The 23,092-nt window shown below is 46.9% G+C and carries 10 protein-coding genes; 8 read left to right on the top strand and 2 right to left on the bottom strand.

The features are described 5' to 3' along the window. Positions 1–105: 105 nt before the first annotated feature. A complete protein-coding gene (locus tag GM612_RS00980; protein ID WP_155430508.1) occupies positions 106–1,641 on the bottom strand; it encodes an AMP-binding protein in 1,536 nt (511 codons plus the stop codon). Between the two features lie 413 nt (positions 1,642–2,054). Next, positions 2,055–2,303, bottom strand: coding sequence for a hypothetical protein (locus tag GM612_RS00975; RefSeq protein WP_155430507.1), 249 nt, complete (start codon positions 2,301–2,303; stop codon positions 2,055–2,057). Positions 2,304–2,582: 279 nt separating this feature from the next. Here GM612_RS00975 and dnaG point away from each other — a divergent pair, with 279 nt between their 5' ends. The 8 genes from dnaG (at position 2,583) to GM612_RS00935 (ending at position 23,001) form a co-directional block, all read left to right on the top strand. Continuing rightward, positions 2,583–4,433 (top strand): DNA primase, encoded by a 1,851-nt coding sequence (gene dnaG / locus GM612_RS00970; protein ID WP_343031732.1) that lies wholly within the window; start codon positions 2,583–2,585, stop codon positions 4,431–4,433. Between the two features lie 11 nt (positions 4,434–4,444). After that, positions 4,445–5,566 (top strand): RNA polymerase sigma factor RpoD, encoded by a 1,122-nt coding sequence (gene rpoD, locus GM612_RS00965; protein WP_155430505.1) that lies wholly within the window; start codon positions 4,445–4,447, stop codon positions 5,564–5,566. 355 nt (positions 5,567–5,921) lie between these two features. Then, on the top strand, positions 5,922–11,234 hold the full coding sequence (locus GM612_RS00960) for a mucin-binding protein (RefSeq protein WP_155430504.1): 5,313 nt from the start codon (positions 5,922–5,924) through the stop codon (positions 11,232–11,234). A gap of 414 nt (positions 11,235–11,648) precedes the next feature. Beyond that, entirely contained in the window at positions 11,649–17,537 is a 5,889-nt protein-coding gene (locus GM612_RS00955) for a mucin-binding protein (protein ID WP_173021178.1), read from the top strand. A gap of 199 nt (positions 17,538–17,736) precedes the next feature. Continuing rightward, positions 17,737–18,441, top strand: a complete 705-nt coding sequence (locus GM612_RS00950; protein ID WP_155430503.1) for a tRNA (adenine(22)-N(1))-methyltransferase — start codon at positions 17,737–17,739, stop codon at positions 18,439–18,441. Beyond that, on the top strand, positions 18,431–19,543 hold the full coding sequence (locus tag GM612_RS00945) for a Nif3-like dinuclear metal center hexameric protein (RefSeq protein ID WP_155430502.1): 1,113 nt from the start codon (positions 18,431–18,433) through the stop codon (positions 19,541–19,543). The genes GM612_RS00950 and GM612_RS00945 overlap by 11 nt, the downstream gene beginning before the upstream one ends. 15 nt (positions 19,544–19,558) lie before the next feature. Further along, the gene (gene pepT, locus GM612_RS00940) at positions 19,559–20,791 is read left to right on the top strand and encodes a peptidase T (RefSeq protein WP_155430501.1); all 1,233 of its coding nucleotides are present in this window, start codon (positions 19,559–19,561) and stop codon (positions 20,789–20,791) included. Between the two features lie 92 nt (positions 20,792–20,883). Further along, on the top strand, positions 20,884–23,001 hold the full coding sequence (locus GM612_RS00935) for a DNA topoisomerase (protein WP_155430500.1): 2,118 nt from the start codon (positions 20,884–20,886) through the stop codon (positions 22,999–23,001). Positions 23,002–23,092 lie beyond the last annotated feature (91 nt).

The following is a 23,092-nucleotide window of genomic DNA, read 5'->3' as shown; positions in this document are numbered from 1 at the left end:
TGAAGGGTGTCAAAACGCTCTTCGAAAAGCTATCAGCGATGTGAACGTTTCAACGACGATGTTAGGACAGTCATTAACGATGTTCATGAGAGATGATTTTGATTATCAAGCCTCTTTGTCAGCTTGTTTTTTCATTAACAGTTCCCTCAATTTCGGGCGTAAGACTTTACCGGTAATGTTACGCGGAAAACTCGGCAAAAATTCGACTCTGGTAGGAGATTCAAAACGTGCTAAGTGGATTTTGCTGTAGTCAAAGATGGCTTTTCGCTGAGCATCCTCATTTTGACCTGGCGTGGTGGAAACAACGACCGCCGTGACTTCTTCACCGTAGAGATCATCAGGCATACCAATTACGGAGATTTGCTCGATAAAGGCGAGTTCACTCAACGTATTTTCTACTGCCGCTGGAGCCACCTTTTCACCACCGTGGGAGATGATTTCTTTTTTGCGGCCCTTGACGAATAAATAGTTATCCTCGTCTAGGTAGCCTAAGTCACCGGTTAAGAACCAGCCGTCCTTAAAACTGTCCGGGTTAGGATCCATATAGTGGGTGATAATGTGATTACCGCGCACTGCGATTTCACCCATAACGTGCGGGGCTTTAGTTAAATGACCATCCACCATTAAACTCAGCTCCGTACCAAATGGTTTACCCGCTGAACCAATTTTGGGAGCGTCAAAGGGATTGATGGTGCATTGACTAGCAGCTTCAGTCATGCCATAGCCTTCGATGATTGGTGCTCCAAAACGGTTTTGGAAAGCCTTAAGCCGTTCTTCAGCTAGCGCAAATGAACTGGAACGAATGTAACGCAGGTGAATGCCGTCTTTTAAACGGTTATAGGCCGCATTAGCCTTTTCGTTTAAGAGCAGAAACGACACGATGGTGGGTACGACCGACACCCAAGTGACGCCATTATCATAGATCTGTTGCCAAAAATGGCTGGCGGAAAACTTTTGGGTGACAAGCACTTTACCGTCCGATACTCTAGTTGATAGGGTGGTCATGACCTGGGCATTGATATGAAACATCGGCATCGTCACCATCGCGACGTCGTTTTCATCCATGTGGTTACTGATTGCATCGTTGGTAGCAGCGTTTAACATCATTTCATGGGTGAGGCCAACACGCTTGGGTTCGCCCGTAGTTCCAGAAGTATTTAAAATCAAACCGAGGTCTGAGTCGGCTACCGGGGTCCGATCGGCGGGTGCAGCGGTTAAGTGCGGATCAGCCAGAAAATCAAGATGGGGGCTGGTATGTAACGGAAGTTGTGTATGGTGCCAGTCATCAGTGTCCCAATTGTCTAGCAGGGTTGGCGCAAGTAACATCGCTGGGTATTGGTGTTGCTGCCAGTCTTCACGAAGTTTAGCAATCGGCGTCGACGGTGAAATGGGGTGAACAATGATGCCAAGATCCCAAGCTGCCTGATTGATGACTGGAAAAACTGCAGAATTTGGTAAGCAAACTAGAATTTGGTCGCTGTGACCAAGATTGCTCTTGATAAAGGCTAGTTTAAACGTGTCAACGTCTTCTTGGAGGTCGGCACCGGTGAACCATTTTCCCATGGCATCGTCTTTAATGAGGTTGTCGTGTCGGTGTCTAATCAGCTGATTCGTTAAAATAGTTGTCAATTTGGTTGTCATTAGCATGCTCTCCTTAAGCGGTTATAGTTTGATAATTGAAATCAGTTTAGCGATGACATCTTAAGCAAGACTTAAAGACGTTCAAATATTTGTTCGGGTAGAAAATAGTTAGGCCTTTTTGATTTTGCCTGTTAAACGGTCGATCAATGGTTGGATCTCGAATGGTGGCGTCCTGCAAATTTTTGAGTGAAGAAATTTTTAAAAATGCAAAATCAGCAGAGTTTGAGCATCGCTAAAAACCGCCTATCGACAAGATAGACGGTTTTTGTGGACTTTCGATTTTTAAAAGGGAATCTAGGTTTAATTAGTAATGATCGGAATCTCGATTCATATTCACGTTTAAAATCATGATTGTTGACTAGTTAAATAGCTTAGTAGATACTAATCTCTAAGCAAAAGTTATGATTTTACGGTTACGCCACCTGAGAGCTGACAAAGTACTTGTTGATGACAAACTGGTGATGTTGATTAAAATGGCCGTAAAGTGCAATCCGTGATTCTGCATGCGCTCGGTATAAAAAGTCCAAAGCGTGCTGGATAACTAAGCAGTGCAGTTTCTGTCCAGTTGTGGTCATGATGGGCACATAGAGCATGGTTGGAAATTGTTTGATCACTTTCGGTTCAGCCTGTACAACACCCGTGAAATTATTGAAGTGAGTCATTTTATCACCGCCTTTGAATGATTAAGTTGATTATACAAACATATGTTCGGATAGTCAACGCCTTTTCAGTTGCGTTCAATTCATGAAACTCAGGCGTATTAGTTGCACCTTTACATCAAACTTGATATTATATAACTACGTACGCTATACATGCAGAAGAGAAAGATATTTACTATGTCATCAATCGTTCTGATAGTGTAATGCGCCCATTGCTGAATGTTTTTAGTTCAGGTCAATTACTTTCCGTTGTTGATTTATATATTGAAGGGGGTTGCGCCAGTGGCGAGAATACCCGAAGCCGTGATTGAACAAGTCCGCGATGCAACCGATATCGTGGATTTTATTAGTCAATACGTCCAATTACAGAAACAAGGGAAAAACTTCTTTGGCCTTTGTCCGTTCCATGAAGAGCGAACGCCTAGTTTTTCAGTCACGGAGGATAAACAAATTTTTCACTGCTTTAGCTGTGGTCGTGGGGGCAACGTTTTCAAGTTTTTAATGGAGCTTGAAAATTTAAGCTTTCAAGAAGCAGTGGTTAAAGTCGCAGAATTCTCTCACGTCCCACTTGATGAAAAAATCGTCAATGCTGCCACTGGTGCTGGTCAGTCTGGGGATCCACAGTCACCAACTAACCAACTTATTAAGCTCCATCAAGATGCGGCAAAGTTATACGCCCACATTTTGATGAATACCGAAATGGGACAGCCGGCACTTGATTATCTTCATCATCGCGGGTTAACTGATCAGACCATTTCAGACTACGGTTTGGGGTTCGCACCTGATCGTCAGCTGCTGAAACCATTCTTTGATGAACGTCAGATTGATTACCAGATGTTGCGGCATTCTGGACTGTTTATTGAAAACCAGGATGGTGATTTGCGTGACCGGTTCGTGAACCGGATCATGTATCCGATCCGTAACCAGTCAGGACAAGAGATTGCGTTTTCGGGTCGAATTTTGAAACAGGCGCCTGATCAACCGAAGTATCTCAACAGTCCTGAAACTGAGATTTTTAATAAGCGACGGGTTTTGTTTAACTTCGATCTCGCCCGCGGTGCGGTACGCAAACAGGGTAATCTGATTTTGTTTGAGGGCTTCATGGACGTGATGTCAGCTCACCAGTCTGGGGTTGATAATGGTGTTGCGTCAATGGGGACTAGCTTAACTGAAGAACAGATTTATGCGATTCAGCGGATCACCGGTCAGGTCTTTGTCTGCTACGACGGCGATACACCCGGTCAAAAGGCGACCCAGCGGGCACTGACGATTCTGCGCGATAATTCGAGTTTAAAACTGGGTGTCATTCAGATGCCTGAAGGTTTAGATCCCGATGAATACCGGCAACAGTATGGTGAACAAAAGTTAGCCGACGCTTTGGAGTCCGCGCGTGAAACACCGGTGGCGTTTGAAATGCGCTACTTAAAAACGCAGTATGATGTGGCTACGGATGCCGGCCGACTTCAGTACCTCGACGAGATTTTAGCAATCTTAGCAACGGTTCGTTCACCAGTTGAGCAAGATGTGTATCTTACCCAGCTTGCAGACACGTTTGAGCTTGATAAAACTAGTTTGCGTCAGCAGTTAGCCATGGTTAAACCGGTGCCTCGAACCGTTAAAAAGCCGGCAGTGACTTCAGGAGTTACTGACGGGCAGAATTCGGCTGAACCGCAGCAGCGTCAAGTTGTGAAGTATTCGTCAATTGAAAAGGCTGAACGGGCGTTATTGTTTCGGATGTTACACGACCGTGACGTTTGGCTACGGGTCACCGGAACGCCGAACTTCAGTTTTGTCGACGATGATTACCAGCTGATTTTTACCTTAGCACAGGGGTATTTTGAAACGCATCAGGAATACGCACCAGCCCAGTTCATTGATTTTATCCGCGATGATCACTTACAACGCTTGGTGGTTGAACTGGAATCACTACAGTTAAGCGATTCGATCGGTGAAGGTGAAATTGACGATTACATTCAGTTGATTATGCACGTTGCACCGCTAACCAAACAGATCAAGGCAACTGAGCAGGCTTTGCAAGAAGCACGACGGTTAGGTGACAACGACCAAGTGCGCAAGTTAGTGATCGATTATATTAAGTTGCAACAACAAAAGCAGTCTCAAAAACAAGCTTAGGGGGCTTTCGAATGGCAAAAGAAACAAACAGCAAGACATTTGATCAAAAGGGTTACGATAAAGCTGTTAAGGACCTAGTGAAAGATTTTAAGAAAAAGGGTCAAGTTACCTATGATGAGCTCTCCGATAAAATTGCATCACCATTTGGCTTAAACGCGAAAAAGATGGACGGGTTACTTGAAAAAGTTGAAGACGCTGGGATCAGCGTGGTCGATGAAAATGGTGATCCAGACTCACGGGCAGTTAAGGCTGCTAAAAAAGTCAGTGCCAGTGAATTAAAGGATACGTCTGCGCCTTCCGGTGTCAAGATCAACGACCCAGTTCGGATGTATTTGAAGGAAATTGGCCGGGTTAAGCTGTTAACTGCCGATGAGGAAGTCGCCTTAGCACTTCGGATCGAGCAGGGTGACGAGGAAGCCAAGCAGGAATTAGCCGAAGCTAACTTACGGCTGGTGGTTTCCATTGCTAAGCGGTATGTTGGCCGGGGCATGCAATTTCTTGACCTGATCCAAGAAGGTAACATGGGTCTGATGAAGGCCGTTGAGAAATTCGATTACCGTAAAGGTTTCAAATTTTCCACTTACGCCACTTGGTGGATTCGTCAAGCCATCACCCGTGCAATTGCCGACCAGGCACGGACCATCCGGATTCCGGTGCACATGGTGGAAACCATCAACAAACTGATCCGGATTCAACGTCAATTATTGCAGGACCTTGGTCGTGAACCAACGCCTGAAGAAATTGGTGCTGAAATGGATATGCCAACGGAAAAAGTCCGTGAGATCTTGAAGATTGCTCAAGAGCCCGTTTCGTTGGAGACGCCAATTGGTGAAGAAGACGATTCTCATCTGGGTGACTTCATTGAAGACGATGATGCCACTAGTCCAGCTGACCATGCCGCTTATGAGTTGTTGAAGGAACAGCTTGAAAGTGTTCTGGACACGTTGACTGATCGAGAAGAAAACGTTTTGCGGCTTCGTTTCGGTTTGGATGACGGCCGGACGCGGACCTTGGAAGAGGTCGGTAAGGTCTTCGGCGTTACGCGCGAACGGATTCGTCAAATCGAAGCTAAGGCGCTTCGCAAGTTGCGTCACCCATCACGGTCGAAGCAACTGAAGGATTTCTTGGAATAAATCGATTTAAATAAAGTTTAAGAGCCGGGCTCGCTTGCAAATGCAGGTGGGTCCGGTTTTTTGATGCCCTTTAATCAGCGTCAGTTTGTGGGTGAAAAGGTAACTAGAACTAAAGGATTAAGCGATGAACTCGGTATTTATTAAAAGTTTATTAATTTTAATGCTCAAAAAACCTTTACTGCACATAAATGGAGACTTATAATTATTGGTGTTAAACAATGTATGAATCAGGAGAAGTACAAGTTTGATACGCCAAAGGTTGTCTATGACGTCTTTGAGAGGTTTTAAGAGGGATTAAATTTTTTACAGTGGTTAATTGACAGTTTATGGATTTAGTTAAGGGGGAACACTATTTATGGTTGGAAAAAACAATCGAATTAGGTTGGTAAAGGCTAATTCGCGGGAACATTATAAGGCATATAAAGCTGGAACGAGATGGTTATATGCCAGTTTAGCTAGTCTAGCTTTAAGCGCGGGGTTATTATTCAGCTTGAATCCCACTGCAGTCCATGCTGATGCTCAAGGTTCAAGTGATCATGCGCAGTCGGTTAATGTGCAGACCAAAGTTCCGTCCGCAACTGATTCGACTAGCAAACAAACTGTGCTACATACCAGTCCGAGTGCAGCAAATGATGTGCCAGCAAGCGTCGCTGCTAGATCTGCAAGCACTTCTAATAGCACTGCTAGCGCAACTTCTGCAGCGTCATCTTTAGTCGAAAGTCAGAGTCAGTCGGCACTACCCGCTAGTAATTCAGCTGTAAACGAACCTCAGTCTTCTACTGCTGACCAGTCTAGCAATCATCCGTCCGTGCAGTCATCAACTGCAGCCAGTTCGGAGAGTCAAACAGGGGACTCAAAGACTTTAGTGGATCCAACCCAAGCTCAACTGAATGAGGCCAAAGCAAGTGCCAAACAGGTTTATGAAGCGACCAGGCAAGCCCAGCAAATCACCGCTGCTGCAAGTGATCCGGTGACTGAGTCGACTGGCACTTTAAGCCTTTCGGCGACTAAGGTGGGGTACAAGACAGGTGAAGGCAATCAGTTAACGCTAACGTTACAAGCGAATGCTAAGGCTGGTGACGTTTACGCGATTACGCTGCCTGCTGATTCGGGGGTCTATCAATTTTCATCGGTCAATCCGTTAGACGCTTCAGCGGGGACTACAACAGTCACTCACAATGTTGATAAATCAGAGACGGTGACGGATACTTTTGCAGCGGATACGACCACGACTCAGTTGATCTCGTTTAATCTAAACAACAACTATGTCTACGTTGACGACGGCATGAATGACGTCGGCAAAACAGTGACCAAAACGGTCGGTTTTTCAATCAATGGTGTTAAACAGCCAGGCGTGACATTTACCCAAACGATTCAGCCAACTACCAATTTGTCATCGGTATCCATGGTTTACCCTGATGCCACGAAAGTCACCAAAATTTTACCCGATCAGGATTACGTCTTTTCACTAAATGTCAATGAAACTGATGGTGTTCAGGATGACAGCTATCCTGTGTCACGGGTTCACAGTGGTGATAACTATGGCGGAACAACCATTACCATTCCCGTGCCAACAGGTTTTGTGTTAAATGCTGCCAGTACAAAGCAAATTAATGCTTTTGGAGATGCAACAACGATTACTCAGCCCGGGGGCAAGGGAACTAATGTTGTGATTAACGTGCCTGCTAAGTCGGGTGCTCAGTACGAAAGTTCAAATGCCCAGGCTGGCTACAAACTTATCGGTGATTTCGATGTTGCACAGACAAATGAAGATCAGACGCTCACAGCAAATGGCAACACAACGTTTTCTCAGGTGATCAATTCAGACGGCGATACGTTAACCGATTCTGCCAGTCCTTGGAGCGTGATCATTCAAGCGACTGGTCAGCCGAGCCAAGTCAGTGCTACTCCGACAATCAAGGGTAATTCCGGAGCTGACGCTTCCAAACTCGTACTAGATAATAATACTGATGACGATCCAGCTTACATCGATAGTTTTGGCTTTGCCTTGAATGATGCAAGTCCGGTGGATCATTTTCAGATTCAAGTTACCATTCCAGATGGTCTGGATGCAACGGAAATTAAGGTCCCTGTCCAAGATGTTAGTCCATCGGGTTATCTGCCAGATACGAGTAGTTGGGCCTATACGCTGACACTTGCGGATGGCAGTACGGAAACTGGCACCGTCAACGCCGGCGGTACGGCTACACCAACAGCAGATTCACCCATTCGTTCAGCAGTCTTTGTTCCGAATAAAATCGCCGTTGGTACCTATGCAAACAATTTGGGCACAGCTGATAGTTTTGAAGTTCTGGGGCACCTTTCTAATACCTATGATAACGGCACAAAGGCGGTTGTAAATGGTGATCAATTGACCTCGACTGCTTCAGTTAGCCTTGACGCTAACGGTGGCACGCCGACTGCTGACTCGTCCGTTATCCAGCAGGTTACGGAAGGCTTGGCGCTCGCTTCTAATTACACGGTCGTTAGAAGCTCTGATCCAGGCAATTCGAATGCGGGGACACTTGAGGTCCGCTATTTGGACAGCATTGGTCAAAATACAAATGACGTTTATGAACCCACATTTTACTTTGTCATTCCTAAGACGACCACGGTGGCGTCAATTAATAGTCTGCCGTGGTACACAGATGTGCCAGGATCAACGACTGGGATCCCAATAACTCCCGATGGTTCTCAATTAACCGAAACAACCCACGCCAAAGTTTCTGAATTTACAGCTGATGATGGTCAGACAGTGGTTAAGATTGATTATTCAGGTACTGGGGAAACGGTCGATTTTAGTCAAAAAACTGGTTATTGGGGTGCTGTCACACTGGCTAACGACCCCGACGCTCTTCCAGGGAAATACCCCTATGCTGTTTACATTGTGTCACCAACCACTAAGTTAAAAAATACCACTCAACCAAGTGACCTTTCATTTGTTGAAGGTCATACGGATGCTTACTTGATGGATAGTGAAGTTGATGACCCGGCATGGCTGTGGACGATCGCCACTGCAAGCTCGTTTTTCACCACTTCGATGGCCAAGGGCAACCAAGGCACTCAGGCGAGCAAGTCAGGTGCCAGTGGCAATCATGGTTCGCCAGACATGACCTTCTACGATTCCATTGTCTATACGGCTGTTGACGACAACGCCGCCGACAGTAATGCGTCAGTCGCGATTAACTTACCAACAATTGGTGATTCAAAGGGTTCTACGTTCACCATTGACCTTACCGGACCAATTGAGATGCCAACCCATTATACCCTTGCTAATAGTACTGGTGATCCGATCAAGGCCACCGTACTTTATTCCACTTCACCGCAAGTCTTTTCCGCCACGGACACCGCACCAAATACGACTGGGTACGTGACTGCAGATCAAGTGTCTGACTGGTCAGCTATTCGGTCGATCATTATTCAGATCAGTGGCATCAAAGCGAATAGCTCAACGGGCCGGATCGCAATCAACGGTCAAGTTGCTAATCAAACGGTCGGTGATCAGACGATTACAATCGAGAAGATGGTTGGCGACACCGGAACATTGCAGACCGCATTCTATGGCAACGGTGGTAAGGTCAACATTAGCTCGGACGATGCTTCGATTAACATTGTTGGTACTGCCATCATTCCGGCACGTTATCACTATGTAGATGCCACTGGCACTGACAAATATGTTGATTTGACTGATTTACAACAAACGTTGAAGGATGGTGACACGTTCACCAACAATTACCCAACACAATTGTCCGACTTTTCTGCAGCTGATCAGAAGTTATTGCCGGCCGGATATGAATTAGTCACTGATTCAACTGGTAAAGTGACCCCAACTATTGTCGACAGTACAGGGGATGGTGCCGCTGCTTTCGGTCAACCCGTTGACAATACTTTCGATGGTGACTTCGTTCAATACGAACTTGTCGCGCAGCAAAGTGCCAAAATCGAGTATGTAGATGATGATAATAACGGTGCCATCGTGGACTCAAAGACGGTTAATGGTGATACCGGGCAGGCAATTGGTTGGAACACGGACGGGATGACATTACCTGCCGGTTATCAACTTGCTGATGGGGCGACTGCTAGTGGGACGTATACCTTCACGGCTGAGTCAAATCAAGTTGTGCCCGTCCACGTTATTCACGCGGTTAAGGACAGTCAGCAAACAACGACTCGGACGATTCACTACGTGGTTAATGACCCCAGTTTTACTGGTAAAGTGCCAGCTGATAAGGTACAAACGACGACTTGGAATATTACCACCGATGAAGTGACCGGTGAAAGTATTGCGACTCCCGTCAATGGCTATTTTGCAGTCACTTCACCAACGCTTGCGGGCTATACGCCAGATCCGGACACTGTCGCGCTTGAGGCTTACAAGCCAGGAACAACGAGTGCAATGCCAAAGAATGAAACGGTGACAGTAACTTATTCTTTAGCTCCGCAAAGTGTGACCGTGGAATATGTCGATGACGCAAATAATGGCAATGTATTAAAAACGACAGCTACGATCACTGGAAAAACGAATGGGACAGCTTATTGGAATACCAATAATTTACCAGCTGGATACGTTCTAGCAAAGGGCCAGGCTGATAACGGCACCTATACATTTACGGCCAATGCGAATCAAGTTATCCCAGTTCACGTGGTTCACGCAGTAAAGAATAGTCAGCAATTCACAACTCGAACCATTCATTACGTTGTCCAAGGTGCAACTAACACTGGCTTAGCACCAGCTGACAAAGTACAAACGACGACCTGGAATATCACCACCGATGAAGTAACCGGTGAAAGTATTGCGACTCCCGTGAATGGTTATTACGCAGTGACTTCACCAACTGTTGCGGGCTATAGGCCGGATCCAAGCAGTGTTGGTAAGAAAACTTACCAGCCAGGACTAGCGAGTGCAATCCCGCAAAACGAGCAGGTTACCGTGACGTACACAGCTAATAAGCTGACTGTGAGTGTCACTTATGTCAATACCAAGACTGGTCAACCAATCAGCACAATTCAACTCACTGGAAACACTGGCACGGCAATTGTGGTGCCGAATCTACCCGGATATATCTTGGACCGGACTGGTGATCCAACGTCATTTGAACCTGATTTAACACACTTTAACGTTCCCGCCACACCAGTTAATCCCGGTAATCCAAGTAATACCGGCACCCAAGGTAATCCCGGTAATCCTGGTAATTCAGGGAATTCAACTGTACCGACAAAGCCTAAGGGTCCTCAGACGATAACGGGTCAGGGTAATTCTGGTAAAAAGACGAAGCCTAATTCACCGAAAACCCCAACAGTACCTGGTAAGTCATCCCGACCGGTTAAAGCAAAGAAGCCAACTACTTCAGGCTCAAGCCAGTCGAGTGATGTCACTTTCGGCCTTCGAAAGGGTCAAATGAATGCTGAAGCAAATGGTTCATTTGGTAGGGATTCTGCTAATGGCAGCGTCGCCGATGAAAGTGCATTTGCCAAGAACCGCGCCGTTACCCTTGAAAGTCAGAATGCAGTTTCCGGTCATGCAAACTCCGATTCAACGGTTGAACAGAATCGATTACCCCAGACGGGTGAGCAGGATTATGAAGCTGGTGGCTTGTCGCTGTTAGGTTTGATCACTGGGTTGTTTAGTTGGCTCGGTTTCAGGCAACGTAAGCGGCACGAAGATTAAACGATGCTAGTTTTGAAAATGATGATAGTTAAAATGGTTAATTAAATTAAAATCTGTAAAAAAATAGTTAACAGAGGCTCAAGTGACTTTCCAAGCACTTGTGCCTCTTTTTTTAATTTTTGAAGCATTTCTTTTAAAGTATGTGTTTATATCGGTTTAAATTATCTATTATAACTATCTAAAGAGAATTATAAATTTATATTATAATTTTAATTTACCCAATTTAATTAGCTAATATTATAAATCACCATCTTTCCTTTTATACGGGAAATTTTAGCATTATAATGTGCTTATGGGCGATGGAAGAGTAAGTTCGAAATAAGCATTTATTTAAATCTATTATTGAGGTATCTGGTAATGTGTTTGCTGATACGGAGATAAAATAATAAGCCCATGGGGAAGGGGAAAATCAAATTGGTAGGAAAAAATAATCGAATTAGAACTATCAAGAATAATTCTAAGGAGCATTACAAAGCATATAAAGTTGGCAAAAGGTGGGTTTACGCCAGCCTTGCAAGTTTTGCTTTGGGGGCAAGTCTGCTATTTGGTTTTAATTTAAATGTCCAGGCTGATACAACTGCTACGGAGACTGAGGCACAGTCCAGTTCCGTAAGTAATGAGCCAAGTCAAGTGTCAAATCAGAAGAATGCGGTGCTCAAAACAGTACCGTCAGTTGCTGGTCAATCGGATGCTAACCAGGTGAGCGATGCCACAACCTCCAAGGAGTCAGCTCAGGTAGCTTCAAAACCAGCCGAAAATGCGAACACTTCTAAAACTAGTAGCAGTGCTGCTGCAAGTGTCACTAAAGCGGCTACAAAAGCTGACTCAACTACGATAACCAGTACCCAAGAGACCAATTCAGACCAAAATGGCTCGGCTAACACTGCGAGTGCTAGCAACCAAACGAGTTCTGCAAACGCTGAACAAACGGTCTCGAAGCAAGCCAATACTAAGCAGTCTAGCGCTGCTCAAGAGGCTTCAAATCAGACTAGCACAACTAAGACAAATTCTAATCAGACCACTGCAACGCCATCAAGTGTGCTGCAGTCAACAAGCAATCAGTCAAACGCTGATCATCAAACGGCCACCCAGGTTGATACAACACCGGTCAGTGTCGCACAGTCAGGTGCAAGCCAAACGCAAGCACCGCTAACGGCGGATGTTCAAACGCTGATTGATCCAAGCAGTGTGGACATTACTAATGCTGAAAATAAGGCGCTTCAAGTCTATGCGCAAACGCTGCGGCCACAAGAAGTGGATTCATTAGGTGATCCGACGGCGGATGCGACTTTAACCTTGTCTTCGAAGACTGTCGAAAGTGGGACAGATATTACAAATTTAACGGCCACTCTGACAGTGACGGCTAAGGCTGGCGATAAATACGTGATCGTTGTTCCATCTGACGAGCTCGTGAGTTTTGATTCCGTTGAACCATTACCAGCTGATGTTGGGACGACAACCACTGTCACAAGCGCGGATAATTTATCGACAACGATCACCGATGTCTTTAAAACGCCGTCGATAACGACTCAACGAATTCAATTTGCAATTGTTCCGGGTGTTAGTGCACCATTGACCCACATGGATAAGGAAGTTACTCAGACAATTACGTGGTCTGAAAATGGGGTTGACCAGACGCCAGTTTCGTTTGTTGAAAAACTTGTTCCTAGCATCAAAATAACACCGGTCCAAATGGTTTCTCCAGATCCAAAGGAAGTCTCTAAAGTTGTTCCTGGTCAAAACTATGTGTTTGAGACGACGATCAGCGAAGATAGTGGCATGCCAAATGCCAGTTTCGGTACTGGGATGGTTAATGCATTGTTCAACTATGGTGGCACAACGGTGACAATTCCAGTGCCGGCTGATTTTAAACTTGATGCGGCCGATACCAAGTTGATCGATGGTTTTGGTGACCAGACATCGATTACGCAGCCTGGTGGCGTTGGTACAGCTATCATTCTTAGCGTGCCGGCTGGCAGCGGGATGCAATATAAGGATAATTACGGCCAAACCATTCCATATAAATTCATTGGTTCCTTTAACGTTACGCAACCGGAAACCGATACTGACTACAGTGCCAGTTCTGGTACTTCGCTTAGCCAAATCGTCAATCCGGATGGCAGTCAGGTGACTGCCAGTGCTGATGCTTGGAAGGTTAGCATTTTAGGCGTTAATTCTGGTGGTACGTCAATCGGCGATCCTGAAGTTGTTGTGACTGCTAAAGCTGCTTATAATGAAGAATCAATATCACTTGATAATGATTCCACAAATGATTCGATTAATCTGACTAATTTTGGTTTTCAACTAAATTCGATTACCGATACTAGTGGTGCTCAGCTTTCATTCAAGATTCCAGACGGCTTAAACGTTACCAGCATGGAAGTGCCAAAAAGCGGTGTCTCACCGTATCAGTATCTGCCTGGAACGACCAGTTATGGATATACAGTTACTTTAGCTGATGGTTCAACGGAGACTGGAACGGTCGCGGAAGGTGGGATAATCAAACCAACGAATGCTTCGCCGATCAGATCAGTTGTCCTGACACCTAATTACCTGGCTGCAGCCGCTTATTCAGGGACTAGTTTTGGCACGTATGGCAATGTGTCACATACCTATGATGACGGTTCGGCAGTTAAAATTGGAGATGCATTAACTTCAAGCGTTAGTTTGACGTTTGCAGACGGCCAAAACGCTGCTTCAGCCTCGACAACTCAAACCGTCACCGGTGTGTATTCGGTCGCGCCCGCTGGTTACACACAGTTAAGCTCGGCTCCTGGTGCAGCTGATGCTGGTTTTATGTGGATCAGAAGTGGCGATTACGGTCAGAAAACAGATCAAATAATTGAACCCACCTTTTATTATGTTTTGCCAACATCTATGGCCGCGACTAGCGTCACTGCTTTGCCAAGCGCAAAAATCAGTAGTTTCAAGTCAGATGACGGTCATACGGTCATTAAAATCGATTACTCTGGAACTGGTACCGTCATTAACACCGCTGATGATAAAGCAAACGCAACGGTTTACTTAGCAAACAATCCAGATGCTTTGCCAGGTGACTATTCTTTCTATATGTACATTGTGTCGCCTCAAACGCCGTTGCTCAATCCAGAGAAGGTGGTCGATACCTCGTATACAGAGGGCAATGCTAATGCCTACTTGCTTGAGTATGGTTCCGGTAGTTGGCCAATTGTGACTGCTAGTTCCTTCTATAATACTTCTCTTGCACAAGGGAATAGCAATCCGGATCCCGTAAAGGCGGCCACTAGTGATGACAAAGGTGATCCAACACTATCGTTTTATGATGACGTTGTTTATACGTCAACGGCAGCAGATGCTAAAAATAGTAAAGCGGCCGTGGCGATCAACTTGCCAACGTTGGGTGATAGCAGCGGTTCTCAATATACCTTTAATTTAAATGGACCGATTACCGTCCCGACCAATTATACGATTCCTGGAGGCGCAGCTGGCACTGGTGATCCCATGTCGACGACCGTTCTCTACTCAACGGAACCGCAAACGATCACAGGTAATGAAACGGCCCCAGATGAGACTGGTTATGTGCCTGCATCTGAGGTGACAGACTGGACGGCGATCCGTTCGGTGATCGTTAAAGTGTCAAATATTAAGGCTAACTCCGAAACGGGCCGGATTCAGTTAACTGGGACGACGGCGGATGACTTTCACCTGGACACTGGTAAAATTGGTTATTTACAGACGGCCTTTTATGGCGACAACAGTAAAGTCAGTGTGACAGCTAAATCAGATGAACCGTCGCTCGAGATCACTGGGACTTCGACCATTAAGGCACGTTACCACTATGTTGATGCAAATAGTCACAATCGGTACATTTATTTGGATGATTTGTCACAATCGGCAACCGACGGTCAAGGCAAGTTTAATAACATCTATCCAACCACAGCAACCGGCTTTTCAGCCACGGATCAGGCTTTGGTTCCTAAGGGCTATCTGTTAGTTACTGATGATTCTGGCAATGTTACCCCGACTATTATGAGTTCACCTGCAACTAAATATCACGATTCAGTTACACCAACATTTGGTTCGACTGTCAATTACACTTTTGATGGTGCTGCCGTTCAGTATGAGTTGGCGGCTCAGGTTAGTGCTACAGCTGAATATGTGGATGATGATGCCAATGGCGCAATTGTTGGCACACCAGTGACGATTTCTGGAGAGTCAGGTAAGAGTGCATCATGGAACCTTGGTAGTGTTCCTACTGGTTACGTTTTGGCAGCGCCATCGACAACCACTAGTGGCACCTACACGTTTACAAATGGTGACAACCAAAAGATAGAGATTCATTTAAAGCACCATGTTTCAACAACTAACAAGACAACGACCCGAACGATCAATTACGTGGTCAATGATTCAAAGTTTAGTGGCACGGTGCCAGCTAGTCAGATTCAAACGATCAACTGGACGATTACAACTGATGAGGTCACGCATCAAACCACGGTAGTGCCAGCGGAAGCGAGTTATGCTGGCGTAGTTTCCCCGATCATTGCGGGTTATACCCCCGACCAACTGGCGGTTCCTGTGCAGACCTTCAATCAGACAACGGCTTCCAATCTGCCGAATGACAGTACCGTCACAGTCACTTATAGCGCTGCACCGCAGACGGCCGTCACCCAATTTGTGGATGATGATGCTGGTGGTGCTGTCGTGGGTACACTAGGTAACTTAACGGGTCACACCGATGGTACGGCAAACTGGGATACTGCTAACCAGATTCCGGCCGGTTATGCTTTGGCACCCGGACAAGCAGCCAGTGGCACCTACACGTTTACTGCTGCTCAAAACCAGACGGTCAAGATCCATCTGGTTCACCAGCAAACAAAGACCACTGCGACGACGACGCGGACGATCAATTACGTAGTTAATGATCCACATTACACTGGCACGGTGCCAGCTAGTCAGATTCAAACGATCAACTGGCAAGTCACTACCGATAACGTGACTCGCGAGGGTACGGCAGTTCCAGATGGTGGCTACGCAGCCGTGACAGCGGTGCCAGTCATTACCGGCTACACGCCGGATCAAAAATCGGTACCAGCGCTGTCATATGGCAGTCTCAGCGCTAATGATGTGCCGCGAAACGTGATTGTTACGGTCACCTACACGGCAGCTGATCAAACCGCAGTCGCCCAGTTTGTGGACGATGACAACGATGGTGCCGTGGTCGGCAAGCTGGCTGACTTAAGCGGTCAGACTAACAGTACAGCTGACTGGAATACGGCGGATAAGATCCCCGCTGGATACGTGTTAGCGCCAAATCAAGCAGCCAGCGGCACCTATACGTTTACAGCGGATCAAAATCAGACGATTGACATTCACTTAATTCACGGAACAACGATTGGTTCAGCGACTACTACCAGAACGATTACCTACATCCTTGCTGATGGCGACAAGTCAAAGACACCGTCGCCAGTCGTTGAAACGATGAATTGGCGCACCGTCAAAGATAACGTGACTGGAAGCACTTATGCCACACCGCTAAATGATTATGCCGCTGTGCCAAATCCAGTTGTGCCGGGTTACACTGCGCACACGCCAGGCAATGAAGTGCCGGAATTATCTGCAGGACCGATGCTTGTCAGTCAGCTGGGTCAAATGAATTCTAACCGAATCGTCATTTACACGGCCGACAAATTAACCGTGACCTACACTTACGTCAACACCGTCACTGGTGAACCAATTAAAACCGTGACAATCACTGGTAATACTGATGACCCAATTACAGTACCTGATTTGCCAGGTTATACGATCGATCGAACAGGGTTACCAACTCAATTTGAGTCAGGATTGACCCACTTTGATGTCCCAGCAACGCCAATTCCTGTGAATAATGGCGGCGGTAACCCAGGGACAACCACTGGCACACCGCAACCAGGTACCGCTACTGGTACACCTGGTACGACTGGGCAAACAACGGTGCCAGTGCAACCAGGCGGTCCAATGACCACAACCCACTCCAATGATCGAAGTACTGTCCCAGGGCAAGGTAAGGGTTCAGGCACAAGCAAGAGCGTTGATACGACAACTACTACAGCACCTGCAACCGTTAAATTGAATGCTAGAACGAGCGCTTCAAGGACAACAGCAACCCATGTTGAAGCTAACGCCGTTGTCGCTAAGTCTAGTCGCAAGCAAACTGCCAATCAGGGCCAGTTACCTCAGACTAATGAACAATCTGATCAAGCAGCCACGCTTTCAATTCTTGGCTTAATGACTGGGATGCTTAGCGTACTGGGTATCAAGCGTCGTAAACGGCACGACGATGACTAATTGGACGGTAAAAAATTAATCAGCTCATTGAATTTAAAGGTATGAATTCACTAGAATTGGCCTTTGAATCCACCAAAAGGTGTGAGAAAAACAACCATCAGGATTGTTATTTCACGCCTTTTTTGGCGTCTCGAGTTGTGTTGCTACCAGCAGTTAGCCTATAATAAAACTACGATTATGATGACAAAGGAGATTGAAAATGAACGGAACGCACTTGTCACAACGGCTCCAAACGGTGGCTGATTTTGTCCGACCGGGGGCGCGGCTGGCTGATATCGGCTCCGATCATGCATACCTGCCAGTGTATTTGGCTAAAAATGGCGTCATAACTGCGGCTATCGCTGGTGAAGTGGTGACCGGGCCCTTCGAAAATGCAGTTCGAGAGATTCGAGACGAACATTTAACGGGCGTGATCGTCCCGCGAAAAGCGGACGGATTGGCGGCAATTAAGCCGGACGACAACATCGACACCATTACGATTGCGGGCATGGGTGGTACGCTGATTGCCGAGATTCTTGAGCAGGGTAAAGCACGGCTGACCCACCGGGAACGGCTGATTTTACAACCGAACGTTGGTGAGGATAACGTTCGGCGTTGGTTACAAGCTAATCAGTATGGCATCGTTGCGGAACGGATTTTAGCCGAAGACGGGCATATTTACGAAATTATTGTGGCTGACCCGCTAGATGAACCGGTGCAATACTCGGCTGATGAACTGACATTTGGTCCGTTTCTCCTGCGAGAAAAAAGCCCCATTCTTAAAGATAAGTGGCGTCGTGAACAGATGCGTCTTGACGAAGTGATCAAAACGATGCAGCAGGCTGACCACGCACCGGTTGATAAGATTCAAGAATTTAAAGCACAACGACAACGAATCCAGGAGGTTATTCTCAATGAAAATTAGAACTTTAATTGAACGATTTGAACGGTTTGCACCTCAAACGATTGCCGAGCCAAAGGATCCAGTTGGGCTGCAGCTCGGGTCACTGGACGCCGATTTTCACAAGGTGTTAGTTTCTCTGGACGTCCGCCCAGAAGTCGTCGATGAAGCGGTGGCAGTGGGGGCTGACTTTATTTTTGCCCATCATCCAATGATGTTTCATCCCGCACGCAATCTGGACTTGAGTGATCCACAAAATCAAATGTATGCGACCTTGTTACAGCATCACATCACGGTTTATGCCGCCCACACGAATTTGGATAGTGCCAACGGCGGGATGAACGACTGGCTGGCAAGCGCCTTAGGACTGTCAAATACCATTGGGATGGTCGACGGTGTCCGGGAAACGACTTATTTGCTGACAACTCACATTCAATCGGTGTATGCGGATGCGGTGCGCCTCGCCATGGTCGGTGCTGGTGCTGGCAACATTGACCACTTTTCCGGGGCCAGTTTTGAATGGAGTGGGACCACTTGGTTTACGCCGCTTCAAGGCGCGGATCCCAAGCTGGGGGCAGTCGGCGAACGCAACCACCAAGAAGAGCTGAGTCTGCAGACCCAAGTACCAGCTTCCAAGCTCCAAGCCGTGATCCAAGCCATTACCGAAGTTTACCCGGGCGGTCAGCCGGCCATCGAACTGACCCAACTAGCCAATAGTGGCCAGCAGTTTGCGATGGGTCGCATTGGTGATCTGCCGAATACAATGACGGTCCGCGAATTTGCTGAACACTGCAAGCAGGTCTTTCACGTTAAGGGCTTGCGGGTGGTTGCAGACGATATGAATAAACCGGTGCAGCGAATCGCTGTGCTGGGCGGTGACGGCGGTAAGTTCTTCAAGATTGCTCAACGAAAGGGTGCTGACGCATACGTGACTGGTGATGTTTACTACCATACCGGCCATGATATGATTGCTGCCCATTTTCCGGTGATCGATCCTGGCCACCACATTGAAAGTATTTGTAAGCCACAGCTGACGGCACTGTTTCAACAGTGGCAAAAACAAAATGACTGGCAGTTTGAGATTCAGCCATCAACACTGAACACTGATCCGTTTACCTTTATTTGAAAGGATGAAGACCTAATGAAATATGCAAACTTAATCCCGCGATTTTTAAAATACGTTCAAGTTGAGACCCGTTCTGATGAGACCAGTAAGACGATTCCTTCCACTCAGACACAGGTGGCGTTTCTAAAAGATTTAGCGAATGAACTGACCGAAATCGGTATGACTGACGTGCATGTCAGTCCCGCGAGCGGCTATGTGTTCGCCACTTTGCCCGGCAATATTAAACAAACGGTGCCTACGATCGGCTTTATTTCCCACGTTGATACTGCGGATTTTAACGCTCATCACGTGCAGCCCAAAATCGTTGACCAATACGACGGCCATTCAGTGATCAAATTGGATGCAGAGGGTCAATATACACTGGATCCAAAGGTTTTTCCAAGCCTGCGGAAGTATCAGGGACAAACCCTGATCACCACGGATGGTTCAACCCTTCTGGGCTCAGATGACAAGTCAGGGGTGGCAGAGATCATCACCGCGATGGACTACTTGGTACAGCATCCAGAGGTTAAGCACGGCACAATCAAAGTCGGACTGGGACCAGATGAAGAAATTGGCACTGGCGCTGACCATTTTGACGTTGCCGATTTCGGTGCTGACTTTGCTTACACCGTCGATGGGGGTCCACTTGGTCAGTTGGAGTATGAGACCTTTAACGCGGCGGATGGCCGGGTGCACATTACCGGTACCAACGTTCACCCGGGGGATGCCAAAGACACAATGGTCAATGCCAATCAATTAGCAATTGATTTTCACAATGCTCTGCCCGCGCATGACCGACCCGAAAAAACGGCCGGTAGAGAGGGCTTCTTCCACCTTTATAAAATTAGTGGTGACGTTGATACGGCTGATCTCGGTTACATTATTCGTGACCACGACCGGGACCGGTTTGAGTCACGAAAAAAACTGTTTCAAGGAATTGCGGACCAAATGAACCGACAGTATGGTGATGGCACAGTTAAGGTCACTTTGAAGGACCAGTACTATAACATGCGTGAAATTATTGAAAAGGATATGAGCGTGGTCGAACTAGCAAAACAAGCCATGGAAGATTTGGGAATCAAGCCGGATATTGCGCCGGTCCGTGGTGGTACTGACGGCTCCAAAATCTCTTTTCTGGGGCTGCCAACTCCCAATATCTTTGCCGGGGGTGAAAACATGCACGGCCGGTTTGAATACGTTTCAGAACAAACGATGGAAAAGGCAACGGATGTCATCTTAAAGATCATCACATTGAACGTTAAATAGCGTTTAACAGGGTTGATAAAGAGCTTTAGCAGGGGCCCAATGCCCAGCTAAAACTCTTTTTAACCAGATTTTGTGTCAAAAGGAGTATCACAATGACGGATTACGCGATTTTATGCGAAAAAGCGAGTGCCGCTAAGAACTTTGCTAACGCGCTGGGCGGAACCAGTGGTGAATTTGCCGGTCACAGCTACCGAATCGTTCATTCCCATGGTCACTTAATGGCGTTCGTGGATCCCAAGGAACAGGTGCCAGCAGAAAAGGCATCGCAATACCGTTCTTGGAAACTCGACTATTTGCCCTGGCAGATTGAAGACTTTAGCTGGGAAAAAGCGCCGATCGTTGCTAAGAATCCACGAACGGGCCGCCAAAAATCGACTAAGTCGGATCTAGCGGCGATCAAACGAGACGTTCAAGACTGTGACACGCTGGTGATCGCCACCGATGTTGATCCTTCCGGCGAGGGTGAGTTGCTGGCATGGGAGATCATTAACGCCATCAACTGGCAAAAACCGGTTAAACGACTGTATTTTGCCGACGAAGAAGCGCGTTCGATTCAAGCTGGTTTTCGACAAATTAAACCATTGACTAGTCAAATGCAGGATGGTGACTACCTTAAGTCGGACGCGCGCAGTAAGTGGGATTTCCTGTCCATGCAGTTGACCCGGATCGCCACCACGGTGACCAAACAAGCCGGTTATCCGGTCAGAGTTGTCCGTGAGGGTCGACTGAAATCGCTCATGGTCCGCCACGTTTACGAACAACTTTTAGCGATTAAGAACTACCGCCGGACGCCCTTTTACGAGGTCAAATTTCAGGACCAAAATCAGCACGTTTTTGCCCGTAAATTTAAGGATCAAGAAGAAGCAGCTAGATGGCGGCACACACAAGGGCAGGCCGCCGAAACTGAAATGGCTGAGTACCATGACAGTGCAATTACTAACGTGAAGACCAGTCGGCGACATTCGGCACCGCCGAAGTTACTCGACCTGTCAAATTTGGCATCGATTCTGGCACCAAAAGGTTACGGTGCCAGAGAAGTGCTGAGTACTTATCAAAAAATGTACGAGGCTAAGATCGTGAGCTACCCACGGACGGATGATAGCAAAATTTCCCTAGCTCAGTTCCAGCAGTTATTGCCATTGGTTCCCAAAATTGCAAACGTGGTGGGCGTTGATTCCAAGCTACTAACGCACCGGCAGCCACGGCGCACCCACGTCACCACAGGAAACGTTGACCATGGGGCTAACCGGCCGGGCGAAAAGGTACCAGCCTCGCTGGCGAGTTTGAGCCGCTTCGGAAAGTCTGGGCCAGCGATCTACTCAGTCGTGGCCAAAAACTATTTAGCGATGCTGGGTGAAGATTATCAGTTTGACCATACCACAGCCCAGTTGGCGGACTACCCAAAGTTTAAAACGGCTTTTGACGTCCCGGTGGCGCTCAACTATAAATTGATCTTTGATAGTACTAGGCAGATCAGTGATGATGAAGGTCAGTCGGCAGCCAAAGCACAGTTAGGCAAAACTGCTGCGCCGTTTATTTTTGAGGGTGCCAATAAAAAACCGGTTAGACCGACAATGAAATGGCTGATGAACTACTTACAACAGCATAATATTGGTACTGGGGCGACGCGGGTCTCCACCTTGTCTGATATCACCTCGGGCACCATGGCACTGATGCGAGAACGTCGCGGTGCACTGTCGATGACCAATACGGGAACGATCTCAGCCGTTTTGACTGAGGGTACCATCATTAGTAGTACCAACGCTACGAAACGGCTCATGAGCTTAATGGAAGAAGTCGGTCAGTTTAAGCTGGCACCAGACCAGTTGCTTACCACGGCGACGCAGACGGTTGAGCACGACCTGCCGATCATGGTGGCCAACGCTGAAAAATTGGCAACTACCGTGGGTAAACCTGAAAAACTAGTTAAGCACTATCCGAAGAAGGCTAAGGCGGTCGGACAAACTCAGCAGGGCGAAGAAGTTAACTTTAACCAGGTCTGGGGAGGTCATCAATTTTCTGAACAGGAAGTCAGTGATCTTCTAGCTGGTAAGGAGATTGCCTTTCAAATCAAGACTAAACGTGGTAAAGAAATGGCCGTTCACGGCAAGCTTGCGAAGCAAACCTATCGGGGGCATCAGTTCTGGGGGTTTAAACCAGCAGGAGACGTCTTTACTAAGCGAACCCGAACCAATCGGAAACGGCGTTAAAATAATTTGGTCAAGAAAGGTCAAATTATTTTTTAAAGGCCCTCAGCTATGCTAAAATGAAGCAAGTAAATTGATCTTCGTGCCAATGATT

The organism is Secundilactobacillus folii (assembly GCF_009720675.1).
Taxonomy (GTDB): Bacteria; Bacillota; Bacilli; order Lactobacillales; family Lactobacillaceae; genus Secundilactobacillus; species Secundilactobacillus folii.
Note: the sequence above shows the minus strand (reverse complement) of the source record. Positions and strands in the feature narration are given on the sequence as shown.